This window comes from Mycoplasmopsis agassizii (assembly GCF_002272945.1).
GTDB classification, from domain to species: Bacteria; Bacillota_I; Bacilli_A; order Mycoplasmatales; family Metamycoplasmataceae; genus Mycoplasmopsis_B; species Mycoplasmopsis_B agassizii.
Genome location: NZ_NQMN01000002.1, coordinates 340,524 through 358,395, shown reverse-complemented (window position 1 = coordinate 358,395; position 17,872 = coordinate 340,524). Strand labels below are relative to the sequence as shown.

General features: G+C 27.0%; 14 protein-coding genes. 2 read left to right on the top strand and 12 right to left on the bottom strand.

Going from position 1 to position 17,872, the window contains the following annotated elements; translation table 4 throughout:
- The 12 genes from CJF60_RS05240 to rpmH form a co-directional block, all read right to left on the bottom strand.
- On the bottom strand, positions 1-311 hold a 311-nt coding region (locus CJF60_RS05240), incomplete at its 3' end, for a hypothetical protein (RefSeq protein WP_180737981.1).
- Between the two features lie 318 nt (positions 312-629).
- On the bottom strand, positions 630-1,952 hold the full coding sequence (locus CJF60_RS04065; protein ID WP_084232853.1) for a hypothetical protein: 1,323 nt from the start codon (positions 1,950-1,952) through the stop codon (positions 630-632).
- The gene (locus tag CJF60_RS04060) at positions 1,939-3,939 is read right to left on the bottom strand and encodes a S8 family serine peptidase (RefSeq protein ID WP_095279149.1); all 2,001 of its coding nucleotides are present in this window, start codon (positions 3,937-3,939) and stop codon (positions 1,939-1,941) included. The genes CJF60_RS04065 and CJF60_RS04060 overlap by 14 nt, the downstream gene beginning before the upstream one ends.
- Positions 3,940-4,192: 253 nt before the next feature.
- The gene (locus CJF60_RS04055; protein ID WP_084232828.1) at positions 4,193-5,530 is read right to left on the bottom strand and encodes a hypothetical protein; all 1,338 of its coding nucleotides are present in this window, start codon (positions 5,528-5,530) and stop codon (positions 4,193-4,195) included.
- Positions 5,531-5,930: 400 nt separating this feature from the next.
- Positions 5,931-7,241, bottom strand: coding sequence for a hypothetical protein (locus CJF60_RS04050; protein ID WP_084232829.1), 1,311 nt, complete (start codon positions 7,239-7,241; stop codon positions 5,931-5,933).
- On the bottom strand, positions 7,228-7,530 hold the full coding sequence (locus CJF60_RS04045) for a hypothetical protein (protein WP_084232830.1): 303 nt from the start codon (positions 7,528-7,530) through the stop codon (positions 7,228-7,230). The genes CJF60_RS04050 and CJF60_RS04045 overlap by 14 nt, the downstream gene beginning before the upstream one ends.
- A gap of 256 nt (positions 7,531-7,786) precedes the next feature.
- The gene (locus tag CJF60_RS04040; RefSeq protein ID WP_084232831.1) at positions 7,787-9,121 is read right to left on the bottom strand and encodes a hypothetical protein; all 1,335 of its coding nucleotides are present in this window, start codon (positions 9,119-9,121) and stop codon (positions 7,787-7,789) included.
- A 397-nt stretch (positions 9,122-9,518) separates the two neighbouring features.
- On the bottom strand, positions 9,519-10,772 hold the full coding sequence (locus tag CJF60_RS04035; RefSeq protein ID WP_084232832.1) for a hypothetical protein: 1,254 nt from the start codon (positions 10,770-10,772) through the stop codon (positions 9,519-9,521).
- 626 nt (positions 10,773-11,398) lie between these two features.
- Entirely contained in the window at positions 11,399-12,913 is a 1,515-nt protein-coding gene (locus CJF60_RS04030) for a lipoprotein 17-related variable surface protein (protein WP_084232833.1), read from the bottom strand.
- A 292-nt stretch (positions 12,914-13,205) separates the two neighbouring features.
- Positions 13,206-15,224, bottom strand: a complete 2,019-nt coding sequence (gene yidC, locus CJF60_RS04025; protein WP_084232834.1) for a membrane protein insertase YidC — start codon at positions 15,222-15,224, stop codon at positions 13,206-13,208.
- Entirely contained in the window at positions 15,211-15,540 is a 330-nt protein-coding gene (rnpA, locus tag CJF60_RS04020) for a ribonuclease P protein component (RefSeq protein WP_084232835.1), read from the bottom strand. Before rnpA ends, yidC begins: the two co-directional genes overlap by 14 nt.
- A 2-nt stretch (positions 15,541-15,542) precedes the next feature.
- Positions 15,543-15,689, bottom strand: coding sequence for a 50S ribosomal protein L34 (gene rpmH / locus CJF60_RS04015; protein ID WP_084232836.1), 147 nt, complete (start codon positions 15,687-15,689; stop codon positions 15,543-15,545).
- A 153-nt stretch (positions 15,690-15,842) separates the two neighbouring features.
- Between rpmH and CJF60_RS04010 the strand changes: the two genes are divergently transcribed.
- Positions 15,843-16,670, top strand: a complete 828-nt coding sequence (locus CJF60_RS04010) for a Cof-type HAD-IIB family hydrolase (RefSeq protein WP_084232837.1) — start codon at positions 15,843-15,845, stop codon at positions 16,668-16,670.
- Entirely contained in the window at positions 16,663-17,832 is a 1,170-nt protein-coding gene (locus CJF60_RS04005; protein WP_084232838.1) for an amidohydrolase family protein, read from the top strand. Before CJF60_RS04010 ends, CJF60_RS04005 begins: the two co-directional genes overlap by 8 nt.
- Positions 17,833-17,872: the final 40 nt, after the last annotated feature.

Genomic DNA, 17,872 nt, shown 5'->3' with positions numbered 1-17,872 from the left:
CCTTCTAATGAATTTACAAAATTTTGATTTTGTAAAATATATTGTTTAGTGATAGGAGAAATATCTCGGGTTTTTTCGTATTCACTAAAATCAACATGATCCTTAATTCTAACAAGAACTTCGACTGACTTATTCAGTCTTGAAAGTCTTAGATTCTCATCGTAACCATTTCTAGTTATTTTGAATAAATTTTCAAAATTAAAATCCTGTAAATGATTATTGGCTTTTTCTGTTTGCACAGTTGAAACAGTTTGGATTGGTAATACAGATGTGCTAACTATATTAGCAATACTTAAAATAACTTTTGCCATTATTTATTCTTTCCAATTATTATTTAAATAAATAATAATTTTTTTATAGTTTTGTAGTGACAATTGACAACTACACCAATATCATATTCTTTTGTCAAAAAAAGCAGATTTAATTAAAAATAAATTATTTTTTTAAAACTTAAAAATTTGAAAAAATAAAAACCTTAATAAAATTAAAGAAGCGTTAGTCAATAATAAAATTATTCAGATTTTTGTTTCTGTCAGTTGGAGAGTATTAATATTTAAATACATCGATAATTTAAAAATAGTTTGTAGACCAAATTGAGGGCTACAAACTATTTAGATAAAATATAATTTTTAAGAATCAAATTCAATAGTTGTTCTTAATTTATTTAAATCTTTTATTAAAGATTTTGGTAGTTTTAGAAATTGCGTGTGCGAGTAATTATCATTGTATCGATGTCATCCTGCAGAATTATAAGCATAATTTGCATTTACTTTGTCAGGGACTTCCTCGGGCATTTCTGGAGGATAGTCGAGAAAAAATATTTCAAACTTTAAATTATTTCCTTCTAATTTTAAATCATATGATTCTTCCACATAATCATACATTAGCCATGTGTGTCCTTGTCAATTACTTCCAGATAGCAAGACTAAAACATTATCATTGAAGAACTCATCTGAAAAATCGTTATTAATTTTTTCATACGTTTCTTTAGGAAATTCTTTTGAAAATTCTTTTTTATAACCAATAGTGAAATTTTCAAGAAGATTGTTTAGTTCAGACTTTGTTTTAATAATAGTTGTCGCATAATCCCCTGATAATGATTTCTTATCTCAAATTATATGTTCTTGATCTTCATACTTTGAAAGATCCTGCGTTATATAAGAATAATAATTCAAAAATCTTTTTGTCATTTTGTTTTCAGGGATGTAACCGTATATTTTTTTTATAATGATGTAATTACCAGGGTTTATATTAAACGTTTTTTTATTTAAAAAATAGACAGCCGAATATGCATGAGTATCGTTTTCTTTGATAGGTGAAGAACTAGTTCAAAAATAGTCCAAAATTATCTCATTTTTTTTCTTTTTTACTCAGATTCTGTTTAAATTTTTAATTTCTTTATCATCATTTACTAGTGGTTGTATTTCTCCACCAAAATCAATTACAATAATATTTTTTTCAAAGTAGCTATCATTAAATTTATTTATGATGTCGTTTTTGTTTGAAAGTAAGTCTTGGACTAAAACATCTTTTGTGAGATTAAGAGAATCTGCAAAATTTTTATCTGAATTAAATTTCTTTAAAACTATTTTTTTTCAATTGTCCATTAGGTTATTTAAATCTTGTTTTGTTTTTAATACTATCGGTTCTAATTTGGTTATATCACTTCCATAAATTTTAGACACTGTCTCAGGATCAAAAGTTATCACACCTAGTTCTTTTTCGCCATTCACGATATTTTGTTCAACCATCGAAATATTGAAAAAAATTGCTGATTTTTTATCTTTAAGATCAGCAACATCTGGCTTTTTATCTTTAAGGTCAACAACATCTATTGGTTTATTATCATTAATATCAACAATATGTTTTGAACAACTAATTGCAACTAAAGTAGATGAAAATAATGAAACAAATGTAAAAATTAAAAACGATTTCTTTTTAAGTGATGACATAAGTTATTGCACCCTTTGTATCTGTTTTACCTTTTGTAGGACTGTTTTGCTTTATAACAACTCTATATTTACCAGATTCCTTGATTTCTAATCTAATAAATTCTATATTACTAGTTAAAGAAGATGAATTAGATACATCTTCTCAAGTATCAGAAAGTTCATTTCATTTTTCTAAATAAATATTTATGTCAGTAGGTATATACCAATTTTCTCCGTATTTTCTTTTTAAATAATCTGTAAAGTTTCAAAATTTTTTATCTTTATCTTTGGCTAGTGATAAATAAGTTTTATCAAAATCTTCATAAGTAGCAGTTTTTTTGACATATGAAGGGTCAAATTCAGAAAATTTTAAATATCCTGCATCGAACAATCATGCAGTAGAAATTGCAATCATTTGCCCTTTGGATAATTTAGGTAATAGTATTTCTTGTCTTTTGTTGTTTTCGTTCACATGTATGCTTTGAACATTATCTGCAGCTTTTTGCATCAATTCATAATTTACTAAGCCTGCACCCACTTTTTCATTTAAGCCATTAGCTTTTTTAGATTTGTACTTACTAATAGGGTTAGATCCTGCAGTTAAAATAGCAAGGATTGCTTCAGGTTTGCCATATAAATTGTAATTATTTCGAATTAACATAGTTATTAAGCCTGTAACAATAGGTGCTGAATAACTTGTTCCTCTTTTCGGCTTACTAAGTGAATTATCATTTTTTTCAAAGGATGGAAAACGATATTCTTCACCAGGAGCAACAATTAGTGGCTTTGCTAATATTTTTTCATCAAAAAATTTATATTGAGATATCGTACTTAATTCATCTCCTGTTATATTGGTTGCTCCAACAGCAATACTATTTTGTGATAAAGTACTACCGCCTGTAACAAATGTGGGTTTATTACCATCATTACCTGCTGAAAATACATTTATAATCCCATATTTTCTGGCTATGAAATCCAGATAATAAGCTCTTTCATTGTATTTATATGTATTAATTTCTTCTAGGGCTTTGTTTCTATCTCCTTCTATTCCGTAACTGTTATTTATAACTTTAACTCCTGATGATATTAGTCAATCAAATTTTTCAATTCTTTCATAAACGAAATCACCTGTTTCTTTTCCAGTTTTAGTATCAAAATTATTTACATGAACACTATATATATCGTCAATAAATGTGTCTAATCCATTTGTTCCTGCAATTATTGATGAAACCTTATCTGCATGACTTGATTTTTCAAAGCTATGTTGAGTAATTCCGTTTTTACTATAAAAATGAAGATTTTTATTTTTAAAAAGAATGTTGTCTTTGGAGATATTATTACTTGCTTCAACAACACCTAATTTAATTTTATTTACTTTATTTTTAAATGAATATCTTTTTTGCAGATCGCTAACAAGAGCATCTTTTTTTCTTCGATCCAGTGCGCCTACCAACTTAAATTGTTTTTCAAATACTGATTGGTCGTAATCATATTGATAACTTAATAGAACTGAACCTGCTGACATATTTCTCTGTGTTTTATCTAATTCATTATCTTCATATGAATTAATTGATACAGAATTTTCTTTGCTTGCAAGTAATAGCAAATTATTTTCTAAATTTTCTCTGCTTTTAAAAACAAAGGTAATGTAAGGTGTTGTATTACTGATTGTATAAAAGGAAAGATCCAATAATAGTCCTTCTAATGAATTTACAAAATTTTGATTTTGTAAAATATATTGTTTAGTGATAGGAGTAATGTCTTTATTTTTCTCATATTCACTAAAATCAACATGATCTTTAATTCGAACGAGAACTTCGACTGACTTATTCAATCTTGAAAGTCTTAGATTCTCATCGTAACCATTTCTAGTTATTTTGAATAAATTTTCAAAATTAAAATCCTGTAAATGATTATTGGCTTTTTCTGTTTGCACAGTTGAAACAGTTTGGATTGGTAATACAGATGTGCTAACTATATTAGCAATACTTAAAATAGCTTTTGCCATTATTTATTCTTTCCAATTATTATTTAAATAAATAATAATTTTTTTATAGTTTTGTAGTGACAATTGACAACTACACCAATATCATATTCTTTTGTCAAAAAAAGCAGATTTAATTAAAAATAAATTATTTTTTTGACACCCTAAAAATAACTTATATCATTATAAATTTATTGCAAAATATATTTGATTTTTAGATCTTTAAAAATAAACTTGCTGATTGAACAGCAAGTACAAAACAATTTTTATAACCAAATTACTCAGTGTAATCTTTATATTGTTTAAGCGAAATATTTGTTTTTAATGATTCAATATTTTTTACTTTATTTTTATCAATTGCAAAGAATAATCATGCATTTGATCCATCATTATTTTTATTTAGATCAATTGCATTATAAAATTTCTCTTCTCTTATAAATTCAGGATTAACTGAAAAACCAAACTTTTCTTGATTATTGCTATCTTCATCTTTGTCGGGTTCATAAAAGGTAATCTCTAAAATATTACCTTTTAAATTTGCATGATAATCTTTTGCATAAACACTATCACTTTGAATTCTTTTTCTAGCTCATTCTGATAAAGAAACCACTACTAAAACATTATTCTTAAAAAAGAAACGATCAAATAATTGTTTCATATTATTCACTACATAATTAGATAAGCCACTTTTTTGATTCAACTCTTTTGCTTTAGCTTCATAATGATCCTGATAAGTACTGATTAAAAGATCAAAATCTTTTTTAGTAGTAACTATTTTGGAAGCATCATAAGGTAAATCAGTTATTCGCTTAACTTCGTTATAAGGTTTGAATTCTCTTTTAATTTTACTTCAATCCTTATATTTATTCTTTAAATATGAACTAGCTAAACCTAAATTAAGATAAGCAAAAGCATTAACTTCTCTATCTTCAAGTTTAACTTCTTCAACATTTGTATCTCATTTTTTAGTTACATGATAAGTTTGATTTTCTTTAAGATCAAAATCTTTATTTTTCATTTCTATTAGAATTGGAAAATAAAGATCGCTTTCATATTTTATTGCAGGTTCTTTATAAACTAGATCAATTTCTTGATCCTTAACAATTATTTTATCAACTGCAAAAGCCTTTTTATTTTCAATTAAAAGTGTGTCACCATGATTAGTTGTTTCTGTACCAATTAGTCCACCATAATCTATTAAAAGCGTATTTTCTGAAAATCACTCTTTTGTATAATGAGCAAAAATAGCTTGAAGTCCTTCATCAAAACCTTTGGTAACAAATAAGGTTTTGGGATTTTTATAGTTAGTTATGTTTTTATTAAAATTGACTCTTCATCAACCTAAAACACTGTAAAGTTTAGCTACAGAATTAATTACATCAGGTTTAATTTTTAAATGATCTTTATTGCTTCATTCATTTTTAGTTGAAATATATTTAGGTAGTAAATTATTAAATGCTGCATATTGGATTCTTTTACCATCTACTATAAATGTATTTTTCATTAATAGATTATCATCAGTTTTTGATGTACATGATACGTGTGAAATAGGTAGTACTAAAAGTGTTGTGCTAGCCATTGCTAGTAACAATAATTTCTTTTTAGTTATTTTCATAATTGAGAATTTACTTTTATCCTTTCTCTTATTTAACTGAATTTTTAAAATAAAAATTCACTTTCTTACTTTTAATATTTACTACATTGCGGTTAATTGCAACTTGGATAATTGCTCGTTTTAAAGTTGTAAATAGTAAAAGTTTTATTAATTTGCGACTTATTTGATATCGCAACCATATTATATTATTTTTGCAAAAAATACTTTTTTTTAAAATTAGTATGAAATAATTAAAAAATAACATTTTAATAAAATAAATTAAAGAAAACCATCTTTTTTGTGTTTCTCTTATTTAGAATAAAATTGAAACAGCAATTAAAAACTCTTATCTCTACTTTTAATAGAAATAAGAGTTTTATTTTTGGGTTTAGTTTATTTACACAAATACATTTATTAATTACTATTTTTGATACTCATATATCTGAGTTTTTGCCTTTTCAGTATCAGATAATTTACTTTTACTAATTGGTATAAAAAGTGTCGCATCTTCACTGGGAAAAGATAATTTTATAGGAATACTCTCAAACTTATTTAAACTAGAACTAAATACTAATTCTGGCTTTTTGCTTGTTACAATATCTGTTCTAACAAAGTTAGTAAATAAAGTTATAGCAACTTCATTATTTTTAATCAAGACATTATAATCATCTATGTAGGGTGAATTTTCTTCATGAATTCAAGATGTTCATGATGATACTGAGACAATTGCTAAAAAATTGTCCTTAAAAAATTCATCATCATAATAAGATAAAACTTTGTCAAACTCTCTAATGTTTTTTTTCTGATCTGGATTCATTTTTAAAAATGAAGATTTTGATTTCAATATTAAATTATCAAACTCGAGCTTTGATTTCAACAATTTACTTTTACCATAAAAACGAACATTGTCATCTGTAATTTCCTTTTGTCAATCTTCATTATAGTAATAAAGATTCGTATTTAAATATGAACCCGCATTAAACTCTCTTTTGCCTTTCAATACTTTTGTGTCTGTATTTCATAACTTGAAAACACTATAATTTTCTTTGCTAGACAACCCAAATGTTTTATTTTCTAACTCATAGATTATGGGTGATTCATATCTAGAATCCTTTTGTTCTTCATCTCTCTTATAAGTAATTTCAATATCTCTTAGGTTGCCTGAGTGATTTACTAAAGAAATATCCATTAGGTTCTCTATCTCTGTTTTCTCCATAAAAAAACGGTTGCTGTCGCTTTTTAACTTAACTTTCTTGTGTCCACCATAATCAATCACTAGTGAATTTTCTTCAAATCATTTCGAAGTATAGACTTCTTCTATTTTTTTTACATTATATTTGAGATCTTCCATACGTATTGAATTGTCACCACGAAAATGTTGCTTAGAAGTTAAATAATCTGAATAATTTTTTTGTCATGAATTAGTTATGGATTTCAGCTTGTCTGCATTATTTACTAATTCAACTTCAGCTGCTGGTTCTTTATCATTCTTATAGTCATTCTTACGAAGATCATCACCATTTTTATTAAAATAACTAAAAAAAGAACTATTTAATGCTGTGTATTTAATTATTTTTTTATTGGATAAAATCACTTGATCTTTACCTATATATGGTGAAAAATCATACTTGCTCAAAACTGAACAAGAAACAAAAACAGTGGAAAATGATAATACAGATGCTAGAGTTATAATTACAAAAAATCTTTTTTTGTTTGTTCTAGTTAATAACATAAGTTAAAGCATTTATAAATGAAGTAATTGAAGATTCATTTTTATTATTATAATGATCTGTAACTTTATGAATGTCCATGGCTTCAGCATCGTTTTTATAGATATCCTTTATTTTTATTCTACTTAAGAATACTAAGATTTTTTCATTACTTTCACTGTTATAACTCACTATATAAGAATCAAAAGATAATCCTATGTTTGCTTGAACTTGGATTATAACCCTTGATTTTTGCAAGGCTTTGTCAACAACATTAGCATTATTCATTAGTGTAAATAAAAACTTGTTCATGTTTATCCTTTTTTTTAATTATCAGGCTATACATGCCATATTAACTTTAACAAGTTAATAAATGGTAAAAGAAGATAATTAGCAGTTATGATTTTTCTTTTTTCATATAGTCGTAATAATGATACGCTTTTGTCTTTTTTTGCCAAAATATTTAAAAATATTTTTTATTTTTAAAACTTTAAAATAAGTGATAACAGAGTAAAAAAATACCAAGCAAAAGTGCTCGGTACTGTTTTTAAGATTATTTTGATTTAGTTTATATAGTATAATTTACAGTGAATGATACATTGATTCTAGAAGTATCAATGTTAGTAAATTTGTTTCTACTTATTGCCATAAATAAGGTTGCGTCTCTATCAGGTCATATCAATGTTATAGGTGTAGTTTTATACTTTTCTGGTCTTGAAGTAAATTTAACTTCTGCTTTTGGATTTACATATTTGCCAGTGATAACATAACTGTATCAAAATAATTTTATATCAACATTATTCTTCACAATATCAGCATTATAATCACCTACAAAGCGATACTCAGATTCTCATCTATAATGATCAAATCAATTATCAACAGCTAAAATGCTTAAGACATTATCTTTAAAAAAATCACTATCAAAATATGTTATAACTTTGTCAAATTCTTCTATTGCTGAATTATCTTCAGCATTAGATTTTAAATATGATTCCTTAGTTATTTTAATTAAGTTTTCTAATTCTTCTTTTGATTTGATGAATCTAGTAGCAACTGAATTGTTTGCTACCTGTATTTCTTCACCTTCACGGGCGTTTGATTTAGACTGAATCAAGTTTTCACCAGGTAGGTTTCATCTTGTTCAACCATTACTATTGTATTTTGAAACATCGATATTTAAGAAAGAACTTGCATTAATCACTCTTTCAGTTTTCAACACTTTTGAATCATCAAGTGAGTATTTTTTAACTAAATAATTTCCTGAACTTGTCAGTTTAAAATCTTTATTTTTTAATTCATAAATTACAGGGCTAATTGTACGAACATATTTCTTATCAGCATAAGTTATTTCAATTTCTTTTTCATTATTAGCAACATTATCAGCATATTGAACAACTTCGATCTTGGCTAAATTTTTAATTTTTGTCTTTTCATTGAAAAAAGAGTAATCGATTTTTTCCAAATTTGCATACCTAGTTCCACCATAATCAATTACTAATGTATTATCTTTAAATCACTCTTTTGTATAAACAGTTCTTAGGTCTCTAGCTGCTTGCAATAATTCTCTTTCATTAGCTTCAAGATTATGTGATACATTTTCTAGCGATCTTTCATATCTAGCATAATTATTAACTCAAGATTGTAATACAGTGTTTAGTCCATCATCACTCGAAATTACTTCGCTTAATTTATGATTCTTACCTTGTTCGTTTAAGTATCTAAAAAATTTTTCGTTTATTGAAGTATATTTAATAACCTTTCTATCATCAGTTAACACTTGATCCTTGCCAATATATGGAGAAGAATCATAACTGCCAAGATCACAAGCAACATATATAAGTGGTAAAGTTGTTATTGATAAAATACCTGCTGTTAATAATATTGTCTTTTTATTTAATTTCATACTTCTGCCTTTCAATTATATAACTAGTTATAATCTGATTGTATTAATTCTATCCTCTAAATTAATAAACTACCAAAACTAAGTGGAGAGGAAAAATTTAAATTTTTATTTTTTTGAATTATTTATTATCCTTGTTAGTGAAGTGAGAATGTTTTCTTTTCTAGGATTTATTCTTTCTATTATTATGTTTCAGTTAAATTATTCAAAAACAAGTTTACACTGATAACAACCCTTTACATGAGTTTTCATTGACTCAGGATTTTTATTACTCAACGAATAAACAACCTTCCTATTTAAACTAGAAAGGTTGCTTTATTAGTGTTAATTAATAGTTTTTATTTCTAAAGTTTAGTAAATAACTAATTCTTTGTTTAAAACATTTAATTAAGTTAGGTTACTATAAACTATTATCTTTACTTAGTGGTTTTACAGTAAGTATAGAATTAGTATTTTCAAGATTTCTAAACTTATTTTTATTGATAGCCATAAATAGTGTTACATCAGGCGAAGAATCTTCAGAAGGGATTCTTTTTGAAGCAAATTTATCAGTTGAATAATTAAAAATAGGGTTATTACTTAGTTCAATAAGTTCTGTATTAACATTAACTGCACTTCTGTATAAAGTTATCTCTACATTATTATCAATAACTTCAGCATTATAATCTTCAATGTATAAAGAATCTCCCTCATGGAAATTATTTACTCAACCATTTACAGAAACTAAAACCAAGATGTTATCTGAAAAGAAATTCTTATCAAAATGATCGCTCATTTTTTGAAGTTGTTCATTTACTTTTGAATCTCATTTTTGATTTTTAGCTAATAACTTACTTTCAGTTATTAGGCTACTTAATTCAACTTGATTTTTAATAATGGTAGTCGCTATAGAATCGTGCTCTAAAATTTTATTATTTATATCTTTAGCAAGACTTCAGTTGTGATTAGCTTGATATAGTGATGCTGTAAAATTTGCTGATGAATTGATTTCTCTGTCTTCAATTTTCACTTTTCTAGTAGTAGTATTTCATAAAGTTTTGATTCCATAGTTAGTACTACTTTCAAGATTGAAATCACTATTTTTTAATTCATACAAAACAGTATTAAATTTTTGGTTTACTTTCAGATTTTCAGGTTTCTTATAAACTATTTCAATAGAATTGTTTGTGAGAGAGATACTTTGTAAGTTTTGAATCTTTACCTTTTCATTTCAAGAATTAACTTTATGATCTATTAATGCACCTTTTTTGTCACCATAATCGATAAGAATTGTGTGTTTTTTAAATCATTCACTATTATAGGTTTCTTTAATTTTATGAATTGTATCACTTATTTGGTCTTTTAGCTTTTCGTTTTCATTACCTGAAATGAGTTCATGAAATTTCAAAAATTCATATTTCAAAGAAACCAAAAAATTTGATAATTTGTCGCTATTATTGATGACAGTAGGAACAGGTAATTGATAATTTTGATCAGATTCTCATGAATAAAAATTATCTAGAACTGCGTAATTGATTTCTTTATTATCCAATTTCATTGAATTCTGAATAATGTTTTCATTTGAAACATTACTGCATGCAACGGATATTAAAGAAACAGAAGTAAAAACTAAAACGCCAGATGTAATAATTAATTTTCGTTTAGTTAATAGCATGTGCTACTCCAGAATTATTTGTTTGTGTCTTTAATGACATAGTTTCTTCAGAGTGTTCACTTGAGAGACCTGTTGTATTTAGTATATTAAAAAGTTTTTTGCTCATTAAATACTCCTTTATATATAGGTTAAATTATTTAGACTATTTGAACTCACAACAAATCTAATTAATTTAATTATTTAAATAGTAATAAAAGTTTTGAATGTTTTTAATAAGCAAAGGTTTTAACGTAGTCTTATAAATTATACTACATCGGTATCCCTATTTAATTTTATAAAGTTTTATTTTTTATTAATTATCAGTTTTTTTATAAAAAAATTAACAAGAAAAAATAACTATGATTTTCAAAGTTTTTTGTATAATTACATAGCCTAAATTTTATCTTAACAAATTTAGGCTATAGAATTGTTTGTAATAATCTTTTTAATTACTTATAATTTCTCGTTTCTGCCTATATCAAGGCGCCATTATTTTTTAAACTCTTTCTAGTTTTTATCTAGAGAGAGTTTTTTATTACTTTCAGTCTCAATTAAATTTATTTTAGCTAGCAAAACCTATAAATTACATTTCAAAAACAAAAAAATAATTACGTGTAGAACGTAATTATTGTAGTTAATAAAATATTTTAACTAGTTACTGTTGCATTACCGATATTTTGAAAACCTTTTAAAACAATTAGGACATCTTTTTGTTTTGTTGTATCAGTATTATCAGCTTTTTGGATTTTAAATTTTAGTTCTAAATTAAAGTTGTTATCAGCAACTTTAGTTAGTTTGCTGCCTAATGAAGCGGGTACTAAACTATAACCATCTAATAAACCAGGTAAACCATTAAAGCCACTTACATTTTGTAAAGCTAATGCTAGATCATCCATTGTTGCAGTAGCTTTATCAGTTGCTACCACTTTTCATAAATCATTAAATAAGTCAATATTTGATTTACCTTGACTATCTAATGTTACTGACTGAAGCAGTGAAACTTTAGTGTCTAAAGTTGTTTTGAAACCACTAATAATATATTTGAACTGATGTGAATAACTTGGTGTAGAAACACCAAGTACTATTTCTACAGTACCTTCTTCATCATTAGCTTTTGCACTTACTATTTCTCAAGCAAAATTTTTGTCAATTTCTAAACCATCAGTGCTAAACTTGAAGTTTTTCTTCATTATAGCGAATATGTCATTTAATTCTTCTTCTTTACCAGGCAGTGGTTTTAAGTGAATAGTTTGGATAACTCGTGTTGGTAATAGTTTTAATAATTCAGCATCGTTTAAAGCAAGTTTTTCATTTTTAAATTTGGTAACTTCTGCATCAAATTTTGCTTTAGAATCTGCATCATCAGTAGGTGCTGTAAAGTTAACTGTTGAACTATTATTGAAGGTAAAAGACATGTCTTTTGTATCTGTAACTATTGCTTCTTTTAATTTAAAAGTAACAATTAATTTATTGTCTTTAACTTCAGCATTTAAAGTAGTAATACTTTTATCATCTAGAGCAAAACTGAATTCTTTAAACCTGTCAACGATGTTTTTCTCAGATTGAACTTTTTCTAATCATGCTAAAAAATCTTGTAAAGTAGTTTTGTACTTTTCAGTGATTACTAGTTTAACAATTTCTTTTGCTAGGTCCTCAGTTAATAACTTATCATCCATTTTAATAGTTTTTAAAAATTCTGATTGTTCTTCAATATTTCTCTTTAATCCTTTGACTATTACATGAACTTCTTTAGAAATTAAAAGAGTAGGTTCAACTGATTCATCTGCAAATAATGCTTCAAGAAAAACATTGATTATTCCATTTTTGTCATCAGCTTCTTGGCGTTTTAAATTTAATTTTAAGGTATTATCAAATTTAAGTGCTTTGCTTAATCTGATTTGACTTTTGAAATCTTCAAATGATTTAAATGGTTGGTCTTTAATGAATTTACTTGGTAAAATATTTTTAGTTTTTGGATCTCTTAGAGTTCCCCATAAACCTTGTTGGTGAAGTACTTTTGAATAAAAACTTTTCTTCAATGCAGGGTCAACAGTCTTACGCTTGGTAGCCATTGGACTACATGCAATCGCTGCTGAAATTGCAACAACACTAACTACTCCTAACATACTAAAGACTAAAGATCTTTTATTTAATTTTTTCATATTAATATCCTTTCAAACATTTTAGAAATTAATGTTTCTAAAATGTTGTTATATCTCCTTGTGCATAGAATACAACTTTTCCAAAAAATGCCTAAAATTAAAAGTTAATTTGAAAAAATTTCAAATGATTTTGACCAAAAAGCAGGATTTTCTTATTTTTATTTACAGAAACGTGATATTTTTTCAAGTTTTGAGGAACTAATGTATTTTTTATAATTATCCGTTTTATAGATAATAAATAACTAATAGTATAAAAACGGTAATAAAAAAATCACATCAAGTGATGTGATTATTATACTCTTCAGCGTACAAAGCGTTCTTTGGATAAATGATCCAAAATTCAGCCTTTGTAGAATTTGGTTCGCTGAATATAGAAGACAAATAGGTGTTGACCGATTGTTCAGATCGCTCCGATGATTCAATAAACTTGAACCCCTGCTTGCAGGATAACCGTGAAAATCAAGAACATAATCAAGACAATATTTTGAGTCCTATTAGACTTTTTAAGTTGCTGTTGTTCAAAAGCGTTGGTTCTTTCTTTCAGTCGTTTCCGCGCTAGCAGTCTTGGTAAAATTTGGGAGACGATTTGGAAAATAACGGCTAATAGAATAACGGCAATGTATTGATATTGTTGCTGATTTAAGACAGCTTGATATGAAGTTGTCGCAAAGTTAATTCCTAAAATTTCATTGGCTTTAATTTGGGGAACGGATTGAATCGTTCTTCAAACAGCTAGGAAAATAGGGGTTGTGTAGAGAATTGAGATAAAGGTATCCGACTGATTAATTCCAGCTCTTTTATAAAGCTGTGAAACTTCTTGTCGTTTACGTTGTTGCATTACTTTATTGCTTTTATCGTATTGAGAATATTTAGCCTCAATTTTTGCTTTCTTAGCATTTAAGTCCATCATTCTTTGGGTTCCAAAAATTCCTCTATATGTTAAGAAGAAGACAGCTAAACGAGAAAGTAAAACAACTAAGATAATTGCTAGAACAACTCCTCAACCACTTTGTCCGATAGCACTAGTAATTGCTGCTGTCACTTGAGCAAAAGGATAAATTATTAGAGCGTAAAACGGTCCATATAATCAGGCTTGATCAAAAGTAACAATTGCTTCAGATGTGCTTTCACCATAACCAAAGTTTCTATAAGATTGATTTGGCGAAGTCAAGTTAGTAGTAATTGTTGAGATACTTTGATTACCTAGTGTAGAAGTATTTGCACTTGTAGCAATGTAACCTGCATCAATAACAACTTGATTAATACTTAATAAAGTATTATAAGCAGCAGCCTGGGTAGGTGTTAAACCTACTCCTGAAAAAATAGTTGTATTATTAAGATCAGTTATATAGTTAGTTGGATTTGCGATAAATTCTAAGAATTGTTCTAGAGTTTGTGCATTTCCACTGACATCAACAATCTGATTAAAGACAGGTTTTGCTATAGTTCATCTTCATAAAGTTTCAACAACATCACGATTATATTTAACTACAGCAGGAGTGTTGGAGTCTTGTTCTAGAGTAACTCTTAATAAGTAAGGTCTTTCTAAAACATAGACAGGATTACCGTTTGCATCGTTTGTAGGTGTTAAAGCATTTGATCTTACAAGCGCATCTGGTGATTGTGAAATTGCATAGATATTACTGTAACTATCATAAAGATTTGTTCATGAAGTGAATTCATTATTAAAGAATAAGTAACGTTTTGTTCCATCTGCAGCTTCTCTATAGAAAACTGATGCAGTGTTTTCACTTTGATTATCAGTTTTTACAGTCTGGAAGTTATTGTTTGCATCCATTCAAATACTTGTATTAACTGAATTAAAGTTAGTTGTATTTGTGTTTGTTAAACTAATTGCACTAGTGATATTTCCTAGACTTGCATAATTTGCACCATGATTTTTAGCTTGCACTTCTAAATCAGAAGTGACCGATTTATTAACAACTACATAGTTAACGTGTGAATTAACAACTGCATTAGCGATTGAATTTTCTGTGTTAACAAGTGTTTGTCCTGCAGAATTAGTTGTTGTCGGTGATACTTCAGCATCTGCTGTTGCATATAAAGTTGTATAAGGTGAAACGTTTTGAGTTGAATTATAGAATTCAAGCCCTTGTCCAGTTTGAGTAGTATTACGAATGACAAAAGACTGCACACAACCTGTTAAGGTCAGTCCAGCCAAAACTACATATAAAAGAATTTTGAAAACAAACAAAATTCTACGAATAATTGTTTTACGTTCTAATTTAGGATCATTATCTTTTTTTCCTTGGAAAAAATCATAATGTTTAGAACGATTATTTTTGTTCACTCAAAATCCTTTCCAGCATTGCTATTAACTCATGCTTTTTCTTTTCGTAAGATAGATTAAAGAAGTTTTTTCTAGTAATAATCACTAAAGTAAAATTTAAAGCCTGATAATTAAAGCCATCAAGAATTGATTTGATTACTCTTTTATTGTAATTACGATTTACTGCATTGGCGAATTTCTTAGGTACACTAATACCTACTTTAAACTCAGTTGCTTTTTTATAGTAAATAACTAGATTCTTATTATTAATCTGTGTTTTATTATCAATAATTTTTTGAAACTCTCAATTCTTTTTCAGGATGAAAGTTCTCTTCATTATTATTTATCTGAAACAGTTAGTTGTTTTCTTCCTTTGAAGCGACGTGCTTTTAGCACTTTACGCCCATTTTTTGTAGCCATACGAGCACGAAAACCGTGTGTTTTGGCGTGTTTGCGTTTTTTAGGTTGATATGTTCTTTTACTCATTTTGTTCTCCGTATTTGATTAAATAGTGGTTTGCCACATAATTTAAAATAATGCAAAATTGCATTTAAATATAGTTTTTATATTTTACAAATTTTTTTGAATTTTTTATGAAAAGTTTTAACAAAATTTGCCCTTCTTATTTATTATTTAAATATGTCTAAATACGCCTTTGTTTTCGATCTTGATGGCACATTATTAAGAAACGACAACACAATTCACCCCCTTACTTTAAAAATGCTCCAAAAACGCCACCAAAATGGTGACATTTTAGCAATCGCAACTGGTAGAGGGATTAAAAAATGTCTAGATGTCATGCAAGAACTGCCCTTCTTAAACTATTTCTTTACAAGTAATTCGACAGTTATGAAGAATTTAAAAACTAATCAAATAACTGTCAACGGTAATCTAGAACTAGATGCTTATGAATTTTTAAAAAATCTTGCGATTAAAGAAAACTTAATCATGCAGATGGATACTTTAGAAGATTCTTACATCCTTTATGATCCTAATAAGCATGCTCACCTAGTTGATCCTAATCGTTTAATGGATTTACAATCAGCTGTTTTAAGCACTTGAGAAAATGCTGATCAAGGTATCTATCAAAGAAAAGAAACTATTTTGCAAATTGCGCTTCGTACTAACGAAGCTATTTCTGAAAAATACTTAAAAGCAACTAAAGAAAATCTTGGTAAAAAATACGAAGTAGTTTTAACTAACAAAATATTTGTAGATATCAACCCTAAAAATATTTCAAAAGCGCTTGCTATTGAATACATCAAAAAACACCATCCTGATACAGAAATTTTTGCTTTTGGCGATAGCAGTAACGATTATAAAATGCTAGAAGCTGCAGACTTTGCAATTACTTTAGAAAATGCAACCAATGATTTAAAAGAAATAGCAAACGTTATTATCGGTGATAATAACACTGATTCAATTGGTACTTTTCTACAAGGTCTAGATAAAGAACAAGATGAATAAAAGAGTTCTTAAAAACATTTTGCTAGCTAATCATGATAGCGAAAAAATAGTCGATATCACTATTATAGATAACAAGATAGTAGAGATTACTAATTCAAAAATCAATGATTTTGAATTAGTAATGATGCCGCCTTTTATCGATGCACATACCCACGGTGGGTATGGTTTTTCTTTTGAAAATTTCTATGATTTAAATAACTATGAACAATTAAAAAAAGACTATTTAGAATATAGAAATAAGGTTTATCAAGAAGGTGTTGCTAGAGTAGTTTTTTCAAGTGTCGTTGCTGATTTAAAGAGTTTAGAAAATTCTTTTATTAACTTTATGAAACTAAGAAAAGATATTTCTGATCAATTTAATTTAGCATGACATTTCGAAGGTCCTTTTATTTCAAAAACCAAAAAAGGTGCTCATGATGAGAGTTTAATAATTCCTGCAGATTTTGATTTTCTCAACAAAATTAAAGAATTAAAACAGAATTTAAAGGTCGTTTTTACAATTGCTGCAGAAGATTCTCAAAACATGTCAGCAATTGTTAAACACAATAAAGACTTTATTTTTTCTTTAGGTCACAGTACTGTTAATGAAGAAACTGCTAAATTAGCAATTAAAAACGGAGCAAAAAAAGTTACACATTTTTTCAACGCAATGAATGGTTATCACCACTCAACTAATAAAAGTCTTGTTAATTTAATCCTAGAAAACGAACACAATTCACTAGGTAAAACTAATGTAGAAATAATTACAGATGGTATTCATATAGATGATACAGTGCTTCGTTTTATCTATAAAAATGTAAACATAGATAACCTATCAATTGTATCTGATTCACTAGTTGCTAAGGGACTAGAAAATGGTAACTACGAGCTAGGAACTTTAAAAGTTAAAAAAATAGATGGAGTTTTCTACCTAGATGATTTATCTTCTTTAGCAGGTAGTGCCAATAAATATAATGACTTACTTAGACATTTTAAAAATGCTACGAGTTGCTCATGAAGTGAACTAGTAAAACTTAGCTCTTATAATCAAAAAGATGTTTTCGATCTTGATTTAAAAGATGTTGAAATTAATGAAAATCAACTAAACAACTTTGTATTAGTTGATAAAGATCTTAATGTTGATGAACTATGAAGCAAAGGTGAATTACTTTATAAAAAGTAAATTATTTTTAAACCTGTTTTGAATTGAATAATAAAATTTT